The sequence below is a fragment of the Curtobacterium sp. 179-B 9B NHS genome, assembly GCF_045370965.1.
Classification (GTDB): domain Bacteria; phylum Actinomycetota; class Actinomycetes; order Actinomycetales; family Microbacteriaceae; genus Curtobacterium.
Window position 1 is genome coordinate 32,819 of record NZ_JBIQDQ010000004.1, and the last position, 23,060, is coordinate 55,878.

Annotated in this window: 21 protein-coding genes; 19 read left to right on the forward strand and 2 right to left on the reverse strand. The window is 72.5% G+C overall.

All coding sequences use genetic code 11. The features are described from left to right. Positions 1 to 27 precede the first annotated feature (27 nt). The 3 genes from aroC to aroB are packed head-to-tail and all read left to right on the forward strand — an operon-like array spanning position 28 to position 2,998. Complete coding sequence (gene aroC, locus ACH0A8_RS05440) at positions 28 to 1,263, forward strand: chorismate synthase (RefSeq protein ID WP_066658306.1); 1,236 nt, start codon at positions 28 to 30, stop codon at positions 1,261 to 1,263. Continuing rightward, on the forward strand, positions 1,260 to 1,904 hold the full coding sequence (locus ACH0A8_RS05445) for a shikimate kinase (RefSeq protein ID WP_400429041.1): 645 nt from the start codon (positions 1,260 to 1,262) through the stop codon (positions 1,902 to 1,904). The genes aroC and ACH0A8_RS05445 overlap by 4 nt, the downstream gene beginning before the upstream one ends. Further along, on the forward strand, positions 1,901 to 2,998 hold the full coding sequence (gene aroB / locus ACH0A8_RS05450) for a 3-dehydroquinate synthase (RefSeq protein WP_200884091.1): 1,098 nt from the start codon (positions 1,901 to 1,903) through the stop codon (positions 2,996 to 2,998). The genes ACH0A8_RS05445 and aroB overlap by 4 nt, the downstream gene beginning before the upstream one ends. 177 nt (positions 2,999 to 3,175) lie before the next feature. Here aroB and ACH0A8_RS05455 read toward each other — a convergent pair whose 3' ends face one another. After that, on the reverse strand, positions 3,176 to 3,520 hold the full coding sequence (locus ACH0A8_RS05455) for a hypothetical protein (RefSeq protein WP_066654547.1): 345 nt from the start codon (positions 3,518 to 3,520) through the stop codon (positions 3,176 to 3,178). Between the two features lie 126 nt (positions 3,521 to 3,646). On the opposite strand from ACH0A8_RS05455, the gene ACH0A8_RS05460 reads away from it, so the two are divergent. From ACH0A8_RS05460 to ACH0A8_RS05535, 16 genes are all read left to right on the forward strand, one after another. Then, entirely contained in the window at positions 3,647 to 5,335 is a 1,689-nt protein-coding gene (locus ACH0A8_RS05460) for an AarF/ABC1/UbiB kinase family protein (RefSeq protein ID WP_066654545.1), read from the forward strand. Positions 5,336 to 5,506: 171 nt separating this feature from the next. Continuing rightward, entirely contained in the window at positions 5,507 to 6,070 is a 564-nt protein-coding gene (gene efp / locus ACH0A8_RS05465) for an elongation factor P (RefSeq protein WP_058729119.1), read from the forward strand. 11 nt (positions 6,071 to 6,081) lie between these two features. Beyond that, the gene (nusB, locus tag ACH0A8_RS05470; protein WP_066654543.1) at positions 6,082 to 6,567 is read left to right on the forward strand and encodes a transcription antitermination factor NusB; all 486 of its coding nucleotides are present in this window, start codon (positions 6,082 to 6,084) and stop codon (positions 6,565 to 6,567) included. Positions 6,568 to 6,624: 57 nt separating this feature from the next. After that, positions 6,625 to 7,236 carry a bifunctional pyr operon transcriptional regulator/uracil phosphoribosyltransferase PyrR gene (gene pyrR / locus ACH0A8_RS05475; protein ID WP_406906782.1) on the forward strand — a complete coding sequence of 204 codons (612 nt, stop codon included), beginning with the start codon at positions 6,625 to 6,627 and terminating at the stop codon, positions 7,234 to 7,236. Next, positions 7,233 to 8,195: an aspartate carbamoyltransferase catalytic subunit gene (locus ACH0A8_RS05480; RefSeq protein ID WP_066654539.1), complete on the forward strand. Its 963-nt coding sequence runs from the start codon at positions 7,233 to 7,235 to the stop codon at positions 8,193 to 8,195. Before pyrR ends, ACH0A8_RS05480 begins: the two co-directional genes overlap by 4 nt. Further along, a complete protein-coding gene (locus ACH0A8_RS05485) occupies positions 8,192 to 9,565 on the forward strand; it encodes a dihydroorotase (protein WP_311205456.1) in 1,374 nt (457 codons plus the stop codon). Before ACH0A8_RS05480 ends, ACH0A8_RS05485 begins: the two co-directional genes overlap by 4 nt. 16 nt (positions 9,566 to 9,581) lie before the next feature. After that, positions 9,582 to 10,124, forward strand: a complete 543-nt coding sequence (locus ACH0A8_RS05490; protein WP_066654534.1) for a hypothetical protein — start codon at positions 9,582 to 9,584, stop codon at positions 10,122 to 10,124. Beyond that, positions 10,124 to 11,353, forward strand: a complete 1,230-nt coding sequence (gene carA, locus ACH0A8_RS05495; RefSeq protein WP_209682459.1) for a glutamine-hydrolyzing carbamoyl-phosphate synthase small subunit — start codon at positions 10,124 to 10,126, stop codon at positions 11,351 to 11,353. The genes ACH0A8_RS05490 and carA overlap by 1 nt, the downstream gene beginning before the upstream one ends. Beyond that, entirely contained in the window at positions 11,353 to 14,631 is a 3,279-nt protein-coding gene (gene carB / locus ACH0A8_RS05500; protein WP_271825756.1) for a carbamoyl-phosphate synthase large subunit, read from the forward strand. The genes carA and carB overlap by 1 nt, the downstream gene beginning before the upstream one ends. Beyond that, positions 14,628 to 15,512, forward strand: coding sequence for an orotidine-5'-phosphate decarboxylase (gene pyrF, locus ACH0A8_RS05505; protein ID WP_081984888.1), 885 nt, complete (start codon positions 14,628 to 14,630; stop codon positions 15,510 to 15,512). Before carB ends, pyrF begins: the two co-directional genes overlap by 4 nt. Before the next feature lie 56 nt (positions 15,513 to 15,568). After that, positions 15,569 to 16,462, forward strand: a complete 894-nt coding sequence (gene gmk, locus ACH0A8_RS05510; protein ID WP_066658295.1) for a guanylate kinase — start codon at positions 15,569 to 15,571, stop codon at positions 16,460 to 16,462. 115 nt (positions 16,463 to 16,577) lie between these two features. Next, positions 16,578 to 16,841, forward strand: a complete 264-nt coding sequence (rpoZ, locus tag ACH0A8_RS05515) for a DNA-directed RNA polymerase subunit omega (RefSeq protein WP_022906709.1) — start codon at positions 16,578 to 16,580, stop codon at positions 16,839 to 16,841. A 5-nt stretch (positions 16,842 to 16,846) separates the two neighbouring features. Beyond that, the gene (gene metK, locus ACH0A8_RS05520) at positions 16,847 to 18,061 is read left to right on the forward strand and encodes a methionine adenosyltransferase (RefSeq protein WP_311205453.1); all 1,215 of its coding nucleotides are present in this window, start codon (positions 16,847 to 16,849) and stop codon (positions 18,059 to 18,061) included. 7 nt (positions 18,062 to 18,068) lie between these two features. After that, positions 18,069 to 20,051, forward strand: a complete 1,983-nt coding sequence (locus tag ACH0A8_RS05525; RefSeq protein ID WP_406906783.1) for a primosomal protein N' — start codon at positions 18,069 to 18,071, stop codon at positions 20,049 to 20,051. Between the two features lie 156 nt (positions 20,052 to 20,207). Continuing rightward, entirely contained in the window at positions 20,208 to 21,260 is a 1,053-nt protein-coding gene (gene tdh, locus ACH0A8_RS05530; protein ID WP_406906784.1) for an L-threonine 3-dehydrogenase, read from the forward strand. After that, a complete protein-coding gene (locus ACH0A8_RS05535) occupies positions 21,260 to 22,441 on the forward strand; it encodes a glycine C-acetyltransferase (RefSeq protein WP_406906785.1) in 1,182 nt (393 codons plus the stop codon). Before tdh ends, ACH0A8_RS05535 begins: the two co-directional genes overlap by 1 nt. 94 nt (positions 22,442 to 22,535) lie before the next feature. On the opposite strand, the gene ACH0A8_RS05540 is transcribed toward ACH0A8_RS05535, so the two are convergent. Further along, the gene (locus ACH0A8_RS05540; RefSeq protein WP_174234689.1) at positions 22,536 to 22,991 is read right to left on the reverse strand and encodes a DUF4383 domain-containing protein; all 456 of its coding nucleotides are present in this window, start codon (positions 22,989 to 22,991) and stop codon (positions 22,536 to 22,538) included. Positions 22,992 to 23,060 lie beyond the last annotated feature (69 nt).

Here is a 23,060-nt window from a genome sequence, read left to right on the forward strand (position 1 = left end):
ACCGGACCCTGTGGGAGGATGGTCGACATGCTTCGTTGGTTGACCGCTGGTGAGTCCCACGGACCCGAACTCATCGCGATGCTCGAGGGCCTGCCCGCGGGCGTCCCGGTGTCGTTCGAGTCCATCCGCGCCGACCTCGCGCGTCGGAAGCTCGGCTACGGGCGCGGGTCGCGGATGAAGTTCGAGCAGGACGAGCTCCACGTCTCGGGCGGCGTCCGCCACGGGTACTCGCTCGGCAGCCCGATCGCCATCCGCATCGGCAACACCGAGTGGCCCAAGTGGGTCGAGGTCATGAGTCCCGAGCCGGTCGAGTCGACCGAGATGTCCCGTGGTCGCAGCGCGCCCCTGACCCGACCGCGTCCCGGACACGCCGACCTGGTCGGCATGCAGAAGTACGGGTTCGACGAGGCCCGGCCGATCCTCGAACGCGCGTCCGCTCGCGAGACGGCGGCGCGGGTCGCCCTCGGCGCGGTCGCGAAGTCCTTCCTGGCCGAGCTCGGCATCCGCTCGATCGCCCACACCCTGCAGGTCGGCACCGTCCGCGTGCCCGACGGCACGCCGCTGCCCCTGCCCGACGACGTCGACCGCCTGGACGAGGACCAGCTCCGCTGTGCCGACCCGGAGACCTCCGCGCGGATGGTCACCGAGGTCGAGGCGGCGAAGAAGGACGGCGACACCCTCGGCGGGGTCGTCGAGGTCCTGTTCTACGGCGTCCCGCCTGGGCTCGGCTCCCACGTGCACTGGGATCGTCGTCTCGACGCGCGACTCGCCGCGGCGATCATGGGCATCCAGGCGATCAAGGGCGTCGAGGTCGGCGACGGGTTCGCCACCGCGGGACGCCGTGGGTCCGAGGCGCACGACGAGCTGTACCGCGAGGACGGCGAGATCGTCCGGACGAGCGACCGCGCCGGCGGGACCGAGGGCGGCATGTCCACCGGGACGGTGCTCCGTGTCCGCGCGGGCATGAAGCCCATCGCGACCGTGCCGCACGCCCTGCACACCATCGACGTCGCCACCGGCGAGGACGCGGCCGCCCACCACCAGCGGAGCGACGTCTGCGCGGTACCGGCATCGGGCGTCGTCGCCGAGGCCATGGTCGCGCTCGTGCTCGCCGATGCCGTGCTCGAGAAGTTCGGCGGCGACAGCCTGACCGAGACGAAGCGCAACCTCGACGCGTACCTGGCGGCCCTGCCGGAGACCCTGCGCACCCGCCGGACGGACGGCGCTGAGTCGCGCGCGGCCGAGCCCACGACCGTCCGGTGAGCGGCGCCGACGCGTCGACCACCGGCGGTCTCGCGGGCACCGGTGCGCCGGTCGTCGTGATCGGGCCGATGGGGGCCGGCAAGTCGAGCGTCGGCAAGCGCGTCGCCAAGGCCCTGGGCGTGCCGTTCACGGACACCGATCGCGTGATCGCGCGGGAGCACGGCCCGATCCCGGGGATCTTCGCCGACCGCGGTGAGCCGGCGTTCCGCGCGCTCGAGGCCGAGGCCGTGCGCGCAGCCGTCGCGACCGGCGGTGTGGTCTCCGTCGGTGGGGGAGCCGTGACGCACCCGGACACCCGTGCTGCGTTGCGTGGCGCCCGGGTCGTGCTGCTCACCGTGTCACCCGAGGCCGTCGCAGCCCGGATCGCGGGGACCGACCGGCCGCTCCTCGCGCAGGGCGGGATCGACGCGTGGCAGACCATCGCCGACGAGCGGGCGGCGACCTACGCCGAGCTCGCACACGCGACGTTCGACACGTCGCGCCGCCCGATGTCGCACGTCGTCCGGGACGTCGTCGCGTGGGTGACCGAGCAGCAGACCGGCTCCGGCGAGGAGCGCACCGGCTCCGCCGAGGAGCGCACCGACTCCGCTGAGGAGCACATCGGCTCCGACCAGGAGCACACCACCGGAGGGACACCGTGACCGCGTCGAACCTGCCCGAGGGCACCACCGAGATCCGGGTCGGCGGCGAGGGCGGGTCCCTCGTCGTGGTCGGCAACGACCTGTCCGGCTCGGTCCCGTCGCTGCTCGGACCCCGCGTTGCGAAGGTGCTCATCGTGCACGCACCGACCCTGGGAGCGCGGGCGAACGAGCTGCGTGCCGTCCTCGTCGAGGCCGGTCTCGACGCACTGATCGCCGAGGTCCCGGACGCCGAGGCCGCCAAGCGCGTCGAGGTCGCCGCGTTCTGCTGGCAGGTCATGGGGCAGGCGGACTTCACCCGGACCGACGCCGTCATCGGGCTCGGCGGGGGAGCCGTCACCGACCTCGCCGGGTTCGTCGCGGCGACGTGGCTCCGCGGGGTGCCGTTCCTGGCGATGCCGACGAGCGTGCTCGGGCTGGTCGACGCGAGCGTCGGCGGCAAGACCGGCATCAACACCAACGAGGGCAAGAACCTGGTCGGGGCGTTCCACCACCCGCGCGCGGTGGTCGCCGACCTCGACCTCGTCCGGACGCTGCCGAGGAACGACGTGCTCACCGGGTTCGCCGAGATCGTGAAGGCCGGCTTCATCGCCGTCCCCGAGATCCTGGACGTCATCGAGGCCGACGTCGCCCGCGTCACCGACCCGACGACGCCCGAGTTCCGCCGCGTGGTCGAGCTCGCGATCGCGCTGAAGGCCGAGGTGGTGTCGGAGGACTTCACCGAGCAGGGGCGTCGGGAGATCCTCAACTACGGGCACACCCTCGGGCACGCGATCGAGCACGCCGAGCGCTACCAGTGGCGACACGGCGCGGCGGTGTCCGTCGGCATGGTGTTCGCCGCGGAGCTCGCCCGGTTGACGGGCCACCTGGACGACGCCACCGTCGACCGGCACCGCTCGATCCTCGAGTCGCTGGAGCTGCCGACGACCTACGGCCTCGGTCGCTGGGAGGGCCTGCTCGCGACGATGCGGCGCGACAAGAAGGCACGAGCGGGCATGCTGCGCTTCATCATCCTCGACGGGGTCGGCAAGCCCGCCACCCTCGAGGGTCCGGAGGACCACCTGCTGTTCACCGCGTACCAGGAGGTCGGCGTCTAGCCCACCGGCGACCGGTCCGGTCAGCGGAGCTTGCGGCGTGTGCGACGCCACCACCACTTGACGCGGAGCGACACGGTGAGGACGTCGGTCCGCTTCCATTCGCGGAACTCGTCGACGGTGGCTCCGTTCACCCACGCGTAGTACTGCTCGCGCCCGTCGAGGTCGAGATCCGGTGCGTCAGGGAGTGGTCTCCGGAGCGGCATCTGATCCGGTCCTTCCGTCGATGGTCGTCGTGGTGGGGTCGGGCTGGGCTTCGGCGGCGATGATGCGACGCAGCGCCTGGGTGGCGAGCCGCCGGTCCGGTTCGGACCACCACGCTACGTCTTCGAGTGCCACGAGCACACGTTTCGAGATGTCGTACTCCGGGCTGTCCCGTCGACGAGCGAGCGCCCAGACGAACCGTGTCCAGGCATGGTCGCGGTCCGCGGACCGTCGCGCCTGGAACGCGCCGAACCAGCTGACGACGGCTGCGGCGATCGACGCCGTCGCAGCGATCGCGGCGGTGGTGAGTGCAGTGTCCATGCCACGAGGGTCGTGCAGTGGACCTGACCTGACGCGTCCGGTCAGCCGACCTGTGGGCGGTGAACCGTGCCTCCCGGCTGTGCAGGGACGGGGCAGGCCCGCAGGCCCGGGGAGCAGACTGGGGCGGTGCCCACCCCGCCCCGCCTGAGCGACCTCGGCCAGCAGGACGTCGCCGCCGGCAGCCTGCGTACCCGTGCCAGACGCTTCGCCGAACTCCTGTCGATCGCCCGCCGCCACGAACTGGTGCCGTTCCGACGGCTCGACTTCTCACGCGACCCGGAGACGTCGGACCTGCGGCGGCGGCAGGCCGAGCACCTGCGTCGCGCCCTCGAGGAGGCGGGCGGCGGGTTCGTGAAGATGGGACAGCTCCTGTCGACGCGCGACGACCTGCTGCCGGACGAGTGGACCGAGGGGCTCGCGCACCTGCAGCGCAGCGTCCGCCCCGCCGACGCGGTCGAGGTCGCGGCGCTCCTCGAGGAGGAGCTGGGCGCGCCCGTCGACGAGGTGTTCGCGTCCTTCGACACCGAACCGGTCGCCGCTGCGTCCATCGCGCAGGTGCACCGGGCCACCCTCCGTGACGGCACCGTCGTCGCCGTGAAGGTCCAGCGACCCGGGATCGACGCCGCGGTCCGGCGCGACGTCGACATCGCGCTGCGGGTCGTCAGGTTCCTGGCCCGGACGAGCACCGAGGCACGACAGGTCGGCGTCGCGGACGTCGCGCAGCAGTACGCCGACGACCTCGTGCGGCAGGTGGACTTCACGTCGGAGATGCGGAACCTCACCGCACTGCGTGCGGCGCAGGCGCGGAGCGCCCGACCGGACGCGGTCGCCTACCCCGAGCCGTACCGCGACCTCTCCGGGCGTCGGGTGATGGTGATGGAGTTCCTCGAGGGCGAGACGCTCAGCGCGGTCCGGGCCGCCGGGGGCGGTCAGGACCTCGACGCCCCGATGCGGGCCGTCCTCGACGCCTTCCTCCGGCAGATCGTCTTCGACGGGATCTACCACGCTGACCTGCACCCGGGCAACGTCGTGCTGCTGCCCGACGGCCGTCCGGCCCTGATCGACTTCGGGTCCGTCGGTCGGCTCGACCCGGGCCTGCGGAGCACCGTGCAGGACCTGCTCGCCGGCTACATCCAGGACGACACCGAGCGGATCGCGGACGCGGTGATGCGCATGGCCCCGGTGCGCGACGTCGAGGACGAGCCGGACTTCCGCCGGGACATCGCCGCGTTCGTCGCGGACGAGCTCGGGCCCGGTGCACGGATCGGCGTCGAGACGGTGGACGACGCCGTCGCCGTGTTCGGGCGCTACCGGCTCAAGCCGCCGCCGGACTTCGTCGCCGCGGCCCGCGCGCTGGCGATCTTCGAGGGCACCCTGCGCAGCCTCGCGCCGTCGTTCGACCTGCTCGAGGAGTCCCGCGACCTGGCCAGGCGGCAGATCCGCGACCAGCTCCGACCGCGAGCGGTCCGGGACCTCGCGGTCCGTGAGCTCTTCGGCGTGGTGTCGGCCGCGCGCAAGCTGCCCCGGCGGGTCGACCGGATCACCGAGGCGCTCGAGACCGGCAGGTTCGCGGTGAACATCCGGCTGTTCTCGGACCGGCGGGACCGCGAGGTGGTCTCCGGTCTGGTCCGGCGCGTCCTGCTCGTCCTGCTCGGAGCGGGCGCCGGCGTGCTGGCGATCGTGTACCTCGCCTCGCCGGCGCGGCCGACCGCGGTGCTCTCGACCGGCGCCGCGGGCGGGATCCTGGGCGGTACCGCCGTGGTGCTGCTGGTGTGGGCCGCGATCGACGCGTGGCGGGCTCGACGCCGGCGGTGACCCACGGGTGGCCGGCCGGGCAGCCACGCCGCCGCCCGCACTGCGCCCCGCCCCGGCCGGTCCGTGCCCGTCCGCTACACTCGACGGGGCGTCGGCGCGGGCACACCCCGCCGTCGCCGGGACCGGACGCACGTCCGGGAGACCTTCACAACACCATCGAACGGAAGACCCATGGCGAGTACCACTGACATCAAGAACGGCGCCGTTCTCATCATCGACGGGCAGCTCTGGTCGGTCGTCGAGTTCCAGCACGTGAAGCCGGGCAAGGGCGGCGCCTTCGTCCGCACCAAGCTCAAGAACGTCGTCTCGGGCAAGGTCGTCGACCGCACGTTCAACGCCGGCGCGAAGATCGACACCGCGACCGTGGACCGCCGCGACTACCAGTACCTGTACCAGGACGGCGAGTCCTACGTCTTCATGGACACCGACACGTACGACCAGGTCCCCGTGTCGGAGACCGTCGTCGGCGACGCCAAGAACTACCTGCTCGAGTCCGCCATGGTCACCATCGCGATGAACGAGGGCAACCCGCTGTACATCGAGCTCCCGACGTCGATCGTCACCGAGGTCGAGACCGAGCCGGGCCTGCAGGGCGACCGTTCCTCCGGTGGCACGAAGGACGCGACCATCATCGCGACCGGTCACCGCATCCAGGTGCCGCTGTACCTGGAGAACGGCACCACCGTGAAGATCGACACGCGCGACGGCAGCTTCCTCGGCCGCGTCAACAACTAGGCGCCGACCACATGAGTGCTCGTTCGAAGGCCCGCAAGCGCGCCCTCGACATGCTCTACGTCGCCGAGGTGCGTGAGCTCCCGATCGCGGACGTGCTGGCGACCGAGACGGTCCGGCACCTCGACCAGCCCGAGCGCGCCTCGAGCTGGGACTACGCCCGGCAGATCGTCACCGGCATCGACGACGACCGCGCTGCGATCGACAAGGTGATCGTCGAGCACGCGCAGGGGTGGTCCGTCGCCCGCATGCCCGTCCTCGACCGCTGCATCCTCCGGATGGGTGTCTGGGAGCTCCGGTACAACCCGGAGGTCCCGGACGCGGTCGCGATCGCCGAGGCGGTCGAGCTCGCGCAGTCGCTCTCGACGGAGGACTCGGCCGGCTTCGTGAACGGCGTCCTCGGCGCCGTCGCGGGCGGCCGTGCACCGTCCGGGCGGAGCGCCGACGAGGCTGCCGCACCGTCCGGTCGGACTGTCGCGGGGGACCAGGAGTCCGAGTAGGGTTGTCCACGTCAGCATCCTTTAAGTCCGTCCGGTGAGGCGGGGAAGGAGGTCGGCGTGGGCACCAGAACGGTCCTGCAACACCCCGACATCACGCGTGCTCTGACACGCATCGCGCACGAGATCCTCGAGGCCAACCACGGCGCCTCGGACCTCGTGCTCCTGGGCATCCCGACACGGGGTGCCGTCCTGGCCGAGCGGCTCGACCGCGTCCTGGCCGACATCGAACCCGAGTGGGCAGCGGACCGCGACCAGCGGCTCGGTACGCTCGACGTCACGATGCACCGGGACGACCTCGGCCACGGCATCGGTCGTGCGCCGCACCGCACGACGATCCCGACGAGCGGCATCGACGGCAAGGTCGTCGTGCTGGTCGACGACGTGCTCTACTCCGGCCGCACCGTGCGGGCAGCGCTCGACGCCCTGCAGGGCATCGGCCGGCCCCGGGCGGTGCGGCTCGCGGTGCTCGTCGACCGCGGCCACCGCGAACTGCCCATCCGGGCGGACCACGTCGGCAAGAACCTGCCGACGGCCGCCGACGAGCGGGTCACGCTGCGCCTGACCGAGACGGACGGCACCGACGAGGTCGTCATCGAGCAGCACGAGACGACGCAGCACGAGACGACGCGGCACGAGCCGCCGCAGCACGAGCAGGGGGTCGCCCCGTGAAGCACCTCCTCTCCACCGCCGACCTGTCGCGCGCCGAGGCCGTCCGGATCCTCGACGTCGCCGAGGAGATGGCCGAGGTCAACACCCGCGAGGTCCGGAAGCTCCCGGCCCTCCGCGGCAAGACCGTCGTGAACCTGTTCTTCGAGGACTCGACCCGGACCCGCATCTCGTTCGAGGCAGCCGCCAAGCGGCTCTCCGCCGACGTCATCAACTTCGCGGCGAAGGGCTCCAGCGTCTCGAAGGGCGAGTCGTTGAAGGACACCGTGCAGACCCTCGGTGCGATGGGCATCGACGGCATCGTCATGCGCCACCCGGCGTCGGGAGCCCCGCGGGTCCTCGCCGAGGCCGACTGGATCGACGTCCCGGTCGTGAACGCCGGTGACGGGACGCACGAGCACCCGACGCAGGCCCTGCTCGACGCCTTCACGATGCGCCGACGGATCCACGGCACCGACAGCCGCGGCCGGGCGCTCGACGGCGTCCGCGTGGCGATCGTCGGCGACGTCCTGCACAGCCGTGTCGCCCGGAGCAACGCCTGGCTGCTGCGCACGCTCGGTGCCGAGGTGACCTTCGCCGCGCCGCCCACGCTGCTGCCCGCGGTCGACCGTCCGTTCGGCGCCGCCGTGCACCACGACCTCGACGCCGCCCTCGGGGAGGACCCGGACGTCGTGATGCTGCTCCGCATCCAGCAGGAGCGGATGAACGACGCGTTCTTCCCGAACCCGCGGGAGTACACGCGGCACTTCGGTCTGACGGCGGCACGGGCGGCGGCCCTCTCGGAGCGCACGCTGATCATGCACCCGGGCCCGATGAACCGCGGCCTGGAGATCGCCGGCGTCGCCGCCGACGACCCGCGCTCGACCGTCGTCGAGCAGGTCGCCAACGGCGTCTCCGTCCGCATGGCCGTCCTGTACCTCGCCCTGACCGGCGAGCACGAACCGAAGGAGCCCGTCGCATGACCGCCCACCTCATCCGCGGCGCGCAGCTGGTCGACGGCTCGCGTGCCGACATCCGCCTGGAGGGACGACGCATCACCGCGGTCGGCTCCGGTCTCGACACGGTCGGCGCGACGGTGGTCGACGCGGACGGTCTGCTCGCCCTCCCCGGGCTCGTCGACCTCCACACGCACCTCCGTGAGCCCGGCTCCGAGGAGTCGGAGACCGTCCTCACCGGCTCGCGGGCCGCGGCAGCCGGCGGTTTCACCGCGGTGAACGCGATGGCGAACTCGTCGCCGGTCGCCGACACCGCTGGAGTGGTCGAGCAGGTGCAGGCGCTCGGCGACGACGCCGGGTACGTGACGGTCCGCCCGATCGGCGCGGTGTCCCAGGGGCTGCAGGGCACGCACCTGTCCGAGATCGGCGCGATGGCGACCTCGCGCGCCCGGGTCCGGGTGTTCTCGGACGACGGCTCCTGCGTGTCGGACCCGCTCCTCATGCGCCGGGCGCTCGAGTACGTCAAGGGCTTCGGCGGTGTGCTCGCGCAGCACGCGCAGGAGCCCCGGCTGACCATCGGTGCGCAGATGAACGAGGGTCGGCTGTCCTCGGAGCTCGGGCTCGCCGGGTGGCCGGCCGTCGCCGAGGAGGCGATCATCGCCCGCGACGTCCTGCTCGCCGACCACGTGGGCGCACGGCTGCACGTCTGCCACGTCTCGACCGCCGGCAGCGTCGAGGTGATCCGCTGGGCGAAGTCCCGCGGCATCGACGTCACCGCCGAGGTCACACCGCACCACCTGATCCTGACCGAGGACCTCATCGCGGGGATCGACGGCGCACCCGGGTACGACGCCCGGTACAAGGTGAACCCACCGTTGCGCTCCCGCGAGGACGTCGACGCGCTGCGCGGAGCACTGGCCGACGGCACGATCGACATCGTCGCGACCGACCACGCACCGCACACCGCCGAGGCGAAGTGCTGCGAGTGGCCGGCCGCGGCGAACGGCATGGTCGGGCTCGAGTCGGCGCTGAGCGTCGTGCACGCCGCCGTGGTCGAGGACGGCCGGCTCGACTGGGCCGACGTCGCCCGCGTGCTGTCCGAGGCACCGGCGCGCATCGGCCAGGTCGAGGGGCACGGTCAGCGCATCGCCGAGGGTGCCCCCGCCGAGCTGACGCTGTACGACCCCGCGGCGGTGCGGGAGTTCTCGGTCGACGACCTGCACGGCCAGTCGCAGAACTCGCCGTACCTCGGCATGCGGCTGCCCGGCCGGGTGGTCGCGACCTTCCACCACGGCTACCCGACGCTGCTCGACGGCGTGCTCGTCGACGCCGAGACCGTCGCCGCGGCCGCAGCCGCGACCCCGTCGGCGCGGTCGACGAAGGCGGCGTCCGCGTGAGCCGGGCGGTGACACGGTGAGCGGCGACGCACTGCGCTGGCTGACCGGAGCGGCGATCCTGCTCCTGGTGGCCGCGCTGTTCGTCGCGATGGCGCGCACCTGGCGGACCCGGACCCGCGCGCAGACGGCAGCCGTGCCTCCCGTCCCGGTCCCGACCGGGCTGGGACCGGCGGTCGGGTCGTGGGACGGGTTCACGGTCGCGACGACCCGCGCTGACGAGCCGCTCGAGCGGATCACGGCAGGCGGTCTCGGGTTCCGAGGCCGCGGCGGCGTGACCGTGCACGACACCGGCGTGGTCCTGCACCACGCCGGAGCCGAGGACCGGTGGATCGCCGCGACCGCCGTCCGCGGCGCCGACCGGGCCACCGCGGCCATCGACCGGGTGGTCGAACCCGGGGGACTGGTCCGTCTGCGATGGACGGCGACCGGCGCCGCAGCAGCGACGGACCTCGACACCTACTTCCGGTTCCCGGAGGGCGGCGCAGCAGCACTCGCCGCCCTGCAGGGACTGACGACGACGCACGAACACCCGCACACCGCGGGCGAAGGGACGAACTGATGACACGCGAACGGGCCGTACTGGTCCTCGAGGACGGCACCCGCTACGACGGACGGGCGTACGGCGCCCGAGGCCGATCCCTGGGAGAGGTCGTCTTCGCCACCGGCATGACCGGCTACCAGGAGACGCTGACCGACCCGTCCTACGCCGGACAGATCGTGGTGCAGACCGCGCCGCACATCGGCAACACCGGTGTCAACGACGAGGACCCCGAGTCCCGTCGCATCTGGGTCGCCGGGTACGTGGTGCGCGACCCCAGCCGCGTCGTGTCGAACCACCGCGCGAACGCGACGCTGGACGACCACCTGGTGCGCGACGGCATCGTGGGCATCTCCGGGATCGACACGCGTGCGCTCACCCGCCGGATCCGCGACGCCGGCGCCATGAAGGGCGGCGTGTTCAGCGGTGCCGACGCGGACCTGTCCGCCGAGGAGCAGCTCCGGGCCGTGCGCGAGCAGGCCGCGATGACCGGCGCGAGCTTCTCGTCGATCGTGTCGACCCCGGAGACCTACGTGGTCCCCGCCGTCGGCGAGCAGATCGGCCGGCTCGCCGTGCTCGACCTCGGCGTGAAGGCCTCGACCACCCGCTACCTCGCCGAGCGCGGGTTCGAGGTGCACGTCGTGCCGCAGGACATCACGTCCGAGGCGCTGCAGCAGCTCGACCCGGACGCGCTGTTCTACTCGAACGGCCCGGGTGACCCCGCCGCGAGCGACGCGCAGGTGTCCCTGCTGCAGGAGTCCCTGCGGACCGGCCGCCCGTTCTTCGGCATCTGCTTCGGCAACCAGCTCCTCGGTCGCGCGCTCGGCTTCGGCACGTACAAGCTGCCGTTCGGCCACCGCGGCATCAACCAGCCCGTGCTCGACACCGCCACCGGCAAGGTCGAGATCACGAGCCAGAACCACGGCTTCGCGGTCGACGCGCCCCTGGGCGAGGTCCTCGAGTCGCCGGCCGGGTTCGGGCGGGTCGAGGTCTCGCACTACTCCCTGAACGACGACGTGGTCGAGGGCCTCCGCGCGCTCGACGTGCCCGCGTTCAGCGTGCAGTACCACCCCGAGGCGGCGGCCGGCCCGCACGACTCCATGTACCTGTTCGACCGGTTCGCGGACCTGGTCCGTGCGCGACGCGACGGGGAGCCGCTCGACGCGGCGACCGCCACCGCCACGACCCCCGCAGCCGACCCGACGACCGACGCCGGCGCGTCGGCCGCGCAGAACGAAAGCAGCAACTGATGCCGAAGCGCGCAGACATCAACTCCGTCCTCGTCATCGGCTCGGGCCCGATCGTCATCGGTCAGGCCGCCGAGTTCGACTACTCCGGCACCCAGGCGTGCCGCGTCCTCCGCGCCGAGGGCGTCCGGGTCATCCTCGTCAACCCGAACCCGGCGACGATCATGACCGACCCGGACTTCGCCGACGCGACGTACATCGAGCCGATCACGAGCGCCTCGCTCGAGGAGATCATCAAGATCGAGCGTCCGGACGCGGTCCTGCCGACGCTCGGCGGCCAGACGGCGCTCAACGCCGCGATCAAGCTCGACGCCGAGGGCATCCTCGCGAAGTACGACGTCGAGCTCATCGGTGCGAAGGTCGACGCGATCCAGCGCGGTGAGGACCGGCAGCTCTTCAAGGAGCTCGTGCTCGAGTCCGGCGCCGACGTCGCCCGCAGCCACATCGCGCACACGCTGGACGAGGCGAAGGCGTTCGCGCAGGACCTCGGCTACCCGCTCGTCGTCCGGCCGTCCTTCACCATGGGCGGTCTCGGCTCCGGCTTCGCGTACAACGAGGAGGAGCTCGTCCGCTTCGTCGGCGACGGCCTGCAGTCGAGCCCGACCACCGAGGTGCTCCTCGAGGAGTCGATCCTCGGTTGGAAGGAGTACGAGCTCGAGCTCATGCGGGACAACTTCGACAACACGGTCGTCATCTGCTCGATCGAGAACGTCGACCCGGTGGGCGTGCACACGGGCGACTCGATCACCGTCGCCCCCGCGCTGACGCTGACCGACCGCGAGTACCAGAACATGCGGAACATCGGCATCGACATCATCCGTCGCGTCGGTGTCGACACCGGCGGCTGCAACATCCAGTTCGCGGTCGACCCGTCGAACGGGCGCCTGATCGTCATCGAGATGAACCCGCGTGTCTCCCGCTCGTCCGCGCTCGCGTCGAAGGCGACCGGCTTCCCGATCGCGAAGATCGCCGCGAAGCTCGCGATCGGGTACCGCCTCGACGAGATCGAGAACGACATCACCCGGGTGACGCCGGCGAGCTTCGAGCCGACGCTCGACTACGTCGTCGTGAAGACCCCGCGGTTCGCGTTCGAGAAGTTCCCGGCGGCCGACGCCACGCTCACCACGACCATGAAGAGCGTCGGCGAGGCGATGGCCATCGGCCGCAACTACGCAACGGCGCTGCAGAAGTCCCTGCGGAGCCTCGAGAAGCGCGGGTCGAGCTTCCACTGGGACACCCCGGCGGCCGAGCTCGACAAGGACGCGCTGCTGTCGAGGGCCCAGGTGCCGACCGACGGTCGCATCGTGACCGTGCAGCAGGCCCTGGTCGCCGGCGCCACTGCGGACGAGGTGTTCGAGGCCACGAAGATCGACCCGTGGTTCATCGACCAGATCGTCCTCATCAACGAGGTCGCCGACGAGGTGCGTGCGGCGGAGACGCTCGACGCGGACACCCTGCGCTGGGCGAAGGAGCACGGCTTCAGCGACGCCCAGATCGCGTCCCTGCGCGGCATCTCCGAGCAGGAGGCACGCGACGCCCGTCACGCGCTCGGCATCCGCCCGGTCTTCAAGACGGTGGACACCTGCGCCGGTGAGTTCCCGGCCCTCACGCCGTACCACTACTCGTCGTACGACGCGGAGACCGAGGTCGCCCCGAGCGACCGGAAGAAGGTCGTCATCCTCGGCTCCGGCCCGAACCGCATCGGTCAGGGCGTCGAGTTCGACTACTCGTGCGTGCACGCCTCGTTCGCACTGAGCGACGCCGGCTACGAGACGATCATGATCAACTGCAACCCCGAGACGGTCTCCACCGACTACGACACCTCGGACCGGCTCTACTTCGAGCCGCTCACCACCGAGGACGTCCTCGAGGTCATCGAGGCCGAGGCGGCCTCCGGTGAGCTGGTCGGCGTCGTCGTCCAGCTCGGCGGGCAGACCGCCCTCGGCCTGGCGAAGCCCCTCGAGGCCGCCGGCATCCCGATCCTCGGCACGACCCCGAGCGCGATCGACTCCGCCGAGGAGCGTGGCCAGTTCGCCGCGATCCTCGAGCAGGCCGGGCTGCTCGCACCGCGGAACGGCACGGCCCACGACCTCGCGAGCGCGACCGCGGTCGCCGAGGAGATCGGCTACCCGGTCCTCGTCCGCCCGTCCTTCGTGCTCGGCGGACGCGGCATGGAGATCGTCTACGACCCGGCCGCCCTGGCGGACTACTTCGACCGGATGGCCGACCAGGCGATCATCGGTCCGGACCTGCCGCTGCTGGTCGACCGGTTCCTCGACGACGCGGTGGAGATCGACGTCGACGCGCTCTTCGACGGCGAGCGGCTCTACGTCGGCGGCATCATGGAGCACATCGAGGAGGCCGGCATCCACTCCGGCGACTCGGCCTGCACCCTGCCGCCGGTCGGACTCGGCAAGGCGGAGATCCGCGGCGTGGTCGAGGCCACCGAGAAGATCGCCCGCGGCATCGGCGTGCAGGGCCTGCTGAACGTGCAGTTCGCGATCGGTGCGGGCGTGCTCTACGTCCTCGAGGCGAACCCGCGCGCCAGCCGCACGGTCCCGTTCGTGTCGAAGGCACTCGGCATCCCGCTCGCCAAGGCGGCCTCCCGCGTGATGACCGGCACCTCGATCGACGCGCTCGTCGCCGAGGGGATGCTGCCGGAGCGGGACGGCTCCTCGGTGCCGCCGCAGGCACCGGTCGCCGTCAAGGAGGCCGTGCTGCCCTTCCGCCGCTTCCGCACCCACGACGGCCAGGTCGTCGACTCGGTGCTCAGCCCCGAGATGCGCTCCACGGGCGAGGTGATGGGCATCGACCGCGACTTCCCGCGGGCGTTCCTCAAGTCGCAGGACGCCGCGTACGGCGGCCTGCCGACGAGCGGCACGGTCTTCGTGAGCGTCGCGGACACCGACAAGCGCCAGGTCGTCCTGCCCGTGCACCGCCTGCAGCAGCTCGGCTTCACGATCACCGCGACCGAGGGGACCGCCGAGGTCCTGCGCCGCAACGGCATCGAGGTCACCCTGGTCGGCAAGTACAGCGAGGGCGGTGAGAGCGTGGTCGACCTGCTCGCCCGCGACGCGGTCGACATCGTCATCAACACGCCCTCCGGCGCCGCCGGTCGTGCGGACGGCTACGAGATCCGTGCGGCCACGGTCGCCGCGGACAAGCCGCTCTTCACGACGATCGCGCAGCTCGGTGCGGCCGTCGCCGCGATCGAGACGATCGGCACCCCGCTCAGCGCCCGCAGCCTGCAGGACTACGCGCTCGAGCGCGCGACCTGGTGAGCGACGGACGGACGGGAGGCCCGGCCTCCTTCGGTGTCCGCCTCGCCGCCGCCGTGGGGGAGCGTTCCCCCCTGTGCGTCGGCATCGACCCCCACGCCGCCACCCTGGCGGCGTGGGGGCTCGGCCGCGACGAGCAGGGCCTCACCGCCTTCGGCGCGACCCTGGTCGACGCGGCCGCCGGCCGCGCCGCGATCGTGAAGCCGCAGATCGCCTTCTTCGAGGCGGCCGGGGTCCCCGGCTACCGCGCGCTCGACGCGACCCTGCGTCGGGCACGCGATGCGGGCCTCCTGGTCGTCGCCGACGTGAAGCGGGGCGACATCGGCTCGACCGGCGACGACTACGCGCTCGCGTGGCTCGACCGCGACGGGCCGTTCCGGGCGGACGCGATGACGGTCTCGCCGTACCTCGGGTACGGGTCCCTCGCCGGCACGGTCGACGTCGCCCGACGGAACGGTGCGGGCGTCTTCGTGCTCGCGGCGACGAGCAACCCGGAGGCGCGCGTGCTCCAGACGGCCGTGCTCGCCGAGGGGCCGCGTGCCGGACGGTCCGTCGCTGCCGGTATCGTCCTTGCTGTGGCAGACGACAACCGGACCGGCGGCGAGCAGCCGCTCGGGGACGTCGGGCTCGTGCTCGGCGCCACCCTCGACCTCGACGACTTCGGCATCGACGCGGGCGCCATCGGCAACGCGCCGGTGCTCGCCCCGGGCTTCGGTGCCCAGGGTGCCCGGATCGAGGACCTGCGCGCCCGGTACGGTGCGCGGGCCGAGCAGGTCCTGGTGAACGAGTCGCGCGGGTTGCTGACCGACGGCCCGGACGGGGTCGCCGCGCTGGTGCAGGACCGCGTGGACCGCATCCACGCCGCACTCGGGGCCGCCGCGTGACGGACCAGACGCCCACGGACCAGACGCCCGGCTCCGGGACCCCGGACCGCAGCGACCTGCCCGCGCACCGCAACCCGCCGGAGGTCGACCGCGTCGCCGCCGCCCGCGCGGCGGTCGCCGCTCGGCGCGCCCGTGCTGCCGTCAAGGCGCAGGTGGCGTCGGGGGAGCGCAGCGCCCTCGAGGTCGCTCGCGCCGCGTGGTCCGACGCGGACCTGCCCGCCGAGAAGTCGCTGCGCGTGCGCGACCTGCTCACGAGCATGTCCGGGATCGGCCCGGCGCGTGCCGAGGCCGTGATGGGGGAGCTCCGCATCGCCCCGTCGAAGCGGCTCGGCGGGCTCGGCACCCGGCAGCGCTCCGCCCTGGCCGACTGGCTCGCCGCCCGCGGCCGGAAGCGCGGTGCGTCGAAGCTCGTCGTGCTGGCCGGACCGACCGCCGTCGGCAAGGGCACCGTGAGCGCGCACATCCGCGAGCACTTCCCCGACGTGGACCTCAGCGTGTCGGCGACGACCCGGAAGCCCCGCCCGGGCGAGGTCGACGGCGTGCACTACTACTTCGTGGACGACGCCGAGTTCGACCGGATGATCCGGGACCGCGAGCTGCTCGAGTGGGCCGTGGTGCACAACTCCTACCGGTACGGCACGCCACGGCCGCCGATCGACCGCGCGCTCGACGCCGGCGACAAGGTGCTGCTCGAGATCGACCTGCAGGGTGCTCGGCAGGTCCGCGACGCCATGCCCGAGGCCGTGCTCGTGTTCCTGCTGCCGCCGACGTGGGAGGAACTCGTCCGGCGGCTCATCGGTCGCGGGACCGAGTCCGCCGAGGAACAGGCACGCCGACTCGAGACCGCGAAGGTCGAACTGGCCGCGCAGGACGAGTTCGACGTGCGCATCGTGAACTCGGATGTCGGCACCGCGGCACGCGAGGTCGTAGACTTGTTCTCTGCGCCCTGACACGGCGCACCCGCGCGCGCCTCCTCGGCGTCGCGCCCGCGCAGCCCGACCGCGGTCGGGCGGTCCGATCCGGTCGGACCTGCGCCCCACGCACCCGCAGCCGACAGGAGACACCATGGCCAACCCCCAGGGCATCATCGACCCGCCCATCGACGACCTGCTCGCCAAGGTGGAGTCGAAGTACGCGCTCGTCATCTTCGCCTCGAAGCGCGCCCGTCAGATCAACGACTACTACGCCGACCTGCACGAGGGGTCGCTGTTCGACAACGTCGGTCCGCTCGTCGACTCGACGATCGACGACAAGCCGCTGTCCGTTGCTCTGCACGAGATCAACGAGGACAAGCTGACCGTCACCAAGCAGCAGCAGCCCACCGACTGACCCCGGTGAGCGGCACCAACCTGCGCCTCTTCACGTCCGAGTCGGTGACGGAGGGGCACCCCGACAAGATCTGCGACCAGATCTCGGACACCATCCTCGACGCGCTGCTCGCGGTCGACCCGCACGCGCGCGTCGCCGTGGAGACGATGGTCACCACCGGGCTCGTGCACGTCGCGGGCGAGGTCACCACGTCCGGCTACGTCGAGATCCCGAAGCTGGTCCGCGACGTCATCACGGGCATCGGGTACAACTCGTCCGAGGTCTCCTTCGACGGCCGCACCTGCGGTGTCGAGGTGTCGATCGGTGCGCAGTCGCCGGACATCGCCCAGGGCGTCGACGAGTCGCTCGACAGCCGGTCCGGTGCGGGCATCGACGAGCTCGACCGCCAGGGCGCCGGCGACCAGGGCATCATGTTCGGCTTCGCGACGAACGAGACGCCCGAGTACATGCCCGTCGCGATCTGGCTCGCGCACCGCCTGGCGGAGCGGCTGGCCGAGGTCCGCAAGAGCGGGCAGCTCGACTTCCTCCGCCCGGACGGCAAGACCCAGGTCACCGTCGGCTACGACGGCGTCGTGCCGAAGACCGTCGAGACGGTGGTCCTCTCCACGCAGCACTCGCCCGCGGTCACGCTCGACGAGCTCACCGCGCAGATCACGGAGCACGTCATCCGTCCGGTGCTCGACCTGGTCGACCTCGACTCGTCGCACGTCGACGTGATCGTGAACCCGACCGGTCGCTTCGAGATCGGCGGCCCGCAGGGTGACGCCGGACTCACCGGACGCAAGGTCATCGTCGACACGTACGGCGGGGCCTCCCGCCACGGTGGCGGCGCGTTCAGCGGCAAGGACCCGTCGAAGGTCGACCGCTCGGCCGCCTACGCGCTCCGCTGGGTCGCGAAGAACGTCGTCGCCGCGGGGCTCGCGGACCGGCTCGAGGTCCAGGTCGCCTACGCGATCGGCCGCGCGAAGCCCGTCGGTCTGTACGTCGAGTCGTTCGGCACCGGACACGTCGACGACGCCACGATCGAGGCCGCCATCACCGAGGTGTTCGACCTGCGTCCCGCCGCGATCATCCGCGACCTCGACCTGCTCAAGCCCCGGTACGCCCAGACTGCGGCGTACGGCCACTTCGGCCGCGAGCTGCCGGGCTTCACCTGGGAGCAGCTCGACCGCGTCGAGGAGCTCCGCGCGGCAGCAGGACTCGTCACCGCCGCCGTCTAGGCGCCGTGTGACCACCGTCGCGCGCGTCGTCCTCGACTCGCCGCTCCCGCAGTTGGACCGTCTGTTCGACTACCGGGTGCCGGCCGAGCTCGAGGACGACTGCGTGCCGGGGGTCCGGGTCAAGGTGCCGCTGCGCACCGGCGCCCGGATGTCCGACGCGTACGTCGTCGAGGTCGTCTCCGAGGGAGACTGGCCGGGGGAGCTCAGTCCCGTCGAACAGGTCGTGTCACCGGTGCCCGTGCTGGCCCCGGAGATCTGGACGCTCGCGCGTGCCGTCGCCGACCGCGCCGCCGGTGTCGCCTCCGACGTGCTCCGGCTCGCCGTGCCGACCCGTCAGGTCCGTGCCGAGAAGGCCTGGCTCGCCCGCGACACCTCGTGGTCACCGCCGACAGTCGAGCCGACCCCGGTGACGGGCTACGCCGAGGGCGTCCTGGAGGCCCTGCTCGCCGACCACGGACGGGCTGCGGTCGACGCCGTGCCCCACCCCGTCGACCTCGGGACCGCCGATGACCCCGTGTGGGTGCCCGGCTGGGCCGCGACGCTCGCACAGGCGGCGTCACACGTCGTCGCCCGAGAGCAGTCGGCCGTGCTCGCGGTCCCGGACTTCCGCGACGTCACGGACCTCGAACGCGCGCTCCTCGCGGTGCTCCCGCCGGAGCGCGTCGTCCGGTTCGACGCCAAGCAGACGAACGGGCAGCGTGCGAAGGCGCTGCTGGAGGCGCGGACGCACGCCGTCGTGGCGATCGGCAACCGGACCGCGGCGTTCGCACCGGCGTCCGAGCTCGGGCTCGTGGCGATGTGGGACGACGGCGACGCGTCCTTCGTCGAGCCCCGGGCCCCGTACGTGCACACGCGCGACGTCGCCCTCGTGCGGACCGCGCAGTCCGGCGCCGCACTCCTCTTCGTCGCGCACGCCAGGTCGACCGACGTCCAGCGGCTCGTCGAGCTGCACTGGCTCCAGGAGCTCGCGCCGTACCGGGTAGCGACGCCGAAGGTGATCCCGACCGCGCAGCAGGCGGGGGCCGAGGGCTTCGCGGCCCAGGCCCGCATCCCCAGCACGGCGTGGCGCGCCGCGCGGGAGGCCAGCCAGCACGGGCCCGTCCTCGTGCAGGTCGCCAACCCGGGCTTCGGCACCGGGCTGGTCTGCGCCGACTGCGGGGAACGCGCGCACTGCCGGGTGTGCGGCGGCCCCCTGGGGAGCCCGCACCGGAACGCGACCCCGCAGTGCCGGTTCTGCGGTGCCCTCGCCGTGGGGTTCCGGTGCCCGACGTGCGGCGGCGGGCGGCTCAAGCCCGTCGGGCAGGGGGCCCAGCGGACCGCCGACGAGCTCGGCCGGGCGTTCCCCGGCACCCGGATCGTGGTGGCGGACGGTTCCCGACCGCTCGACGAGGTCCCCGCCCGCCCCGCGGTCGTCGTCGCCACACGCGGCGCGGAGCCGAGCGCGCCGGGCGGGTACGCGTGCGTACTGCTGCTCGACGGCGAACGGCTCCTGGCCCGCGAGGGCCTCCGGGTGCAGGAGGACGTGCTCCGCTTCTGGACGAACGCCGCTGCCAAGGGCGCACCCGGCGCCGAGGTGTACCTCGTCGGCATCGGCGGCAAGCTCGCCACGGCGATGGCCCTCTGGCGGCTCGACGGGCCGGCGCACGACGAGCTCGTCGACCGACGGGCCCTGCACTTCCCGCCGGCCGTCCGGGTGGCGACGCTCACCGGTACGGACGAGGCGGTGACCGAGGCGGTCGAGGCCCTCGGTGACGCGGTGGTCGGGGCGGTGCTCGGGCCGGTCCCGGTACCCGACGACCCGGTGCCCGGGACGGTCCGTGCGATCGTGCGCTTCGCCTACGCGCACGGGGCCGAGGTCGCGGCGACGCTCAAGGCCGAGGTCATCCGCCGTTCGTCGACGCGCCGGGTGCTCCCGGGCGGCAACCGACGTCGCGCGGCGCCGACCCTGCGCGTGCGACTCGACGACGCCGAGCCGTTCACCGAGGTCTGACCCGCCGCGGACGCGCTCACGCGGACGAGGTGCCACGACGCGCCGGGCGCGCACCGAGCCTCCCGTCCGTCCGGACGGTGTGCCAGGCTGGTCGGTGGTGGCCACGAGCCGCCGACGACCACACCACACGCACGACGGAGTGACGAGGTGACGCCGATGCGGGCGCTCTGGAAGCCGGACGCCGGTCCGGGACTGATCATGACCGACCGGCCGGTGCCGGTCCCGACCGAGGACGAGGTCCTCGTCCGCGTGCTGCGGACCGGGATCTGCGGGACCGACCTGCACATCGAGCGGTGGGACGACTGGGCCGCATCGGCCGTGACCGCGCCGCTCGTGCCCGGCCACGAGTTCTCCGGCGAGGTCGTCGAGGTCGGCGCCGCCGTGCGCGACGTCGCCGTCGGCGACCTCGTGTCCGGCGAGGGGCACGTCGTCTGCGGCACCTGCCGGAACTGTCGCGCCGGGCGTCGGCAGATGTGCATCCGCACGAAGGGCCTCGGCGTGCAGCGCGACGGCGCGTTCGCGGAGTACCTGACGCTGCCGGGCACGAACGTGTGGGTCCACCACGGTCCCGTCGAACCCGAGGTGGGCGCACTCTTCGACCCGCTCGGCAACGCGGTGCACACCGCGCTCGCGTTCCCCCTGGTCGGCGAGGACGTGCTGGTCACCGGGTGCGGACCGATCGGCCTCATGGCGATCGCGGTGGCCCGACACGCCGGTGCGCGGTTCGTCGTCGGGACGGACGTCAGCACGGAGCGGCTGCGCCTCGCGGAGGGCATGGGCGCCGACCTCGGGGTGGACGTGCGTCACGACGGGGCGGCCACGGTCCGTGCGGCTCAGGAGCGGCTCGGCATGCGCGAGGGCTTCGACGTCGGCTTCGAGATGTCCGGCGCCCCGACCGCACTGCCCGCGATGGTCGAGAACATGAACCACGGGGGGCGGATCGCGATGCTCGGGCTGCCGAGCGGCCCGATCGCGGTGGACTGGGCCGAGGTCGTCACGCACATGCTCACGGTGAAGGGCATCTACGGCCGTGAGATGTACGAGACGTGGCAGGCGATGAGCTCGATGCTCGCCACGAGTGCGGTCCTGCGCGAGCGCATCGGCTCGATCGTGTCGGCGTGCCACCCGGCGCGCGACTGGGAGACAGCGTTCGCCGCGGCGGCGAGCGCGGACGGCGGCAAGGTCGTCATCGACTGGACGGAGACCTGATGTACGGCGCGATCAAGGACCACCTGGCGACGGAGCTCGCCGGGATCGAGGCCGCGGGGCTGACGAAGCGCGAGCGCGGCATCGCCGGTCCGCAGCGTGCGGCGATCGCGGCGGACGGCACCGACCTGCTCAACTTCTGTGCGAACAACTACCTCGGGCTCGCGGACTCGACCGACCTCGTCGACGCGGCGAAGGACGCCCTCGACCGCTGGGGCTACGGGGTGGCGAGCGTGCGGTTCATCTGTGGCACGCAGGACCTGCACCTCGACCTCGAGCGTCGGGTCGCCGGCTTCCTCGGCACCGAGGCCGCGATCCTGTACTCGTCGTGCTTCGACGCGAACGGTGGGCTGTTCGAGGTGCTGCTCGGCCCGGAGGACGCGATCATCTCCGACGAGCTCAACCACGCGTCGATCATCGACGGCATCCGGCTCTCGAAGGCGCAGCGGTTCCGGTACCGCAACCGCGACACGGCCGACCTGGAGGCGCAGCTCGCCGCCGCCTCGTCCGCCCGGTTCCGCGCGGTGGTCACCGACGGCGTCTTCTCCATGGACGGCTCGATCGCGCCGCTCGCCGAGATCTGCGACCTCGCCGAGCGGTACGACGCACTCGTCATCGTCGACGACTCGCACGCCGTCGGGTTCGTCGGCGAGCACGGGCGGGGCACCCCCGAGCTGTGCGGCGTCGCGGACCGCGTCGACGTCTACACCGGCACGTTCGGCAAGGCGCTCGGCGGGGCGTCCGGCGGGTACGTGGCCTCGCGCCGGGAGGTCGTCGACCTGCTGCGGCAGCGCTCACGCCCGTACCTGTTCTCGAACTCGCTCGCGCCGGTGATCGCGGCGGGGACCGTCGCGGCGCTCGACCTCGTCGAACGGTCGGACGACGCCCGCGCCCGGCTCGCAGCCAACGCCAGGACGTTCCGGACGCTCATGTCGGACGCGGGCTTCGAGCTGCTGCCGGGGGAGCACCCGATCGTGCCCGTGATGTTCCACGAGGCCGGCCGTACCGCGCGGATCGCGGACGAGATGCAGGCGCGGGGCGTCTACGTGACGGCGTTCAGCTACCCGGTGGTGCCGCAGGGGAGAGCCCGGATCCGGGTGCAGCTCTCCGCGGCGCACACCGAGGAGCAGGTGCGCCGCTGCGTGGACGCCTTCGTCGGGGCCCGCGCCGCCGTCGACGCCTGACGACCTCCCGCGGAACGCAACGACGGCGGCCGCTCGCAGGGGAGTACCGCTGCGAGGAGCCGCCGACGTTGCGTCCAGCGGGTTCGGCCCCGGGTCAGGCGCCGACCGGACGGCGGCGCTCCCGCGGGAAGACGACGCCGAGCGCGACCATGCCGATCGCGAGCACCAGGTGCAGCCAGTTGTCCGCCCAGTTGAGCGGGACGAAGTTCGCGCCGGACATCGTGCCCGCCGTGAACAGGCCGTAGACCCACAGCACGAAGTAGACGACGCCGCCGATCACGAGGTACATCCGCGACCCCGTCGCCCGGTTCGCCGCGAGGAGGCCGACGACGCCGAACAGCAGGTGCACGATGTTGTGCAGGACCGACACCTGGAAGATCCCGAGCAGCATCGCCATCGAGTGGTGCCCGGCACCGCCGAGGTCGCCGGAGGTCAGCCCCGGCACGAACCCGGCGATCCCGACGAGCAGGAACACGATGCCGACGACGAGCGCGACCTTCTGGATCGACGAGCCGGCGTAGCGGTTGGTGGAGGTGGTGACGTCACTCATGGTCCGGACGTTACCCAGCCCGCTCGCAGTCCGTTCCCGGCCGGCAGCGTCCCGCGCGCGTCGGACACC

What these genes read in the sequence shown, in the direction of transcription:
- nusB (WP_066654543.1), top strand. Translation starts at nt 6,082, where the DNA reads ATGAGTGCTCGTTCGAAGGCCCGCAAGCGCGCCCTCGACATGCTCTAC.
- carB (WP_271825756.1), top strand. Translation starts at nt 11,353, where the DNA reads ATGCCGAAGCGCGCAGACATCAACTCCGTCCTCGTCATCGGCTCGGGC.
- ACH0A8_RS05455 (WP_066654547.1), bottom strand. Translation starts at nt 3,520, where the DNA reads ATGGACACTGCACTCACCACCGCCGCGATCGCTGCGACGGCGTCGATC.
- aroC (WP_066658306.1), top strand. Translation starts at nt 28, where the DNA reads ATGCTTCGTTGGTTGACCGCTGGTGAGTCCCACGGACCCGAACTCATC.
- ACH0A8_RS05540 (WP_174234689.1), bottom strand. Translation starts at nt 22,991, where the DNA reads ATGAGTGACGTCACCACCTCCACCAACCGCTACGCCGGCTCGTCGATC.
- carA (WP_209682459.1), top strand. Translation starts at nt 10,124, where the DNA reads ATGACACGCGAACGGGCCGTACTGGTCCTCGAGGACGGCACCCGCTAC.
- ACH0A8_RS05485 (WP_311205456.1), top strand. Translation starts at nt 8,192, where the DNA reads ATGACCGCCCACCTCATCCGCGGCGCGCAGCTGGTCGACGGCTCGCGT.
- ACH0A8_RS05535 (WP_406906785.1), top strand. Translation starts at nt 21,260, where the DNA reads ATGTACGGCGCGATCAAGGACCACCTGGCGACGGAGCTCGCCGGGATC.
- efp (WP_058729119.1), top strand. Translation starts at nt 5,507, where the DNA reads ATGGCGAGTACCACTGACATCAAGAACGGCGCCGTTCTCATCATCGAC.
- tdh (WP_406906784.1), top strand. Translation starts at nt 20,208, where the DNA reads ATGCGGGCGCTCTGGAAGCCGGACGCCGGTCCGGGACTGATCATGACC.
- rpoZ (WP_022906709.1), top strand. Translation starts at nt 16,578, where the DNA reads ATGGCCAACCCCCAGGGCATCATCGACCCGCCCATCGACGACCTGCTC.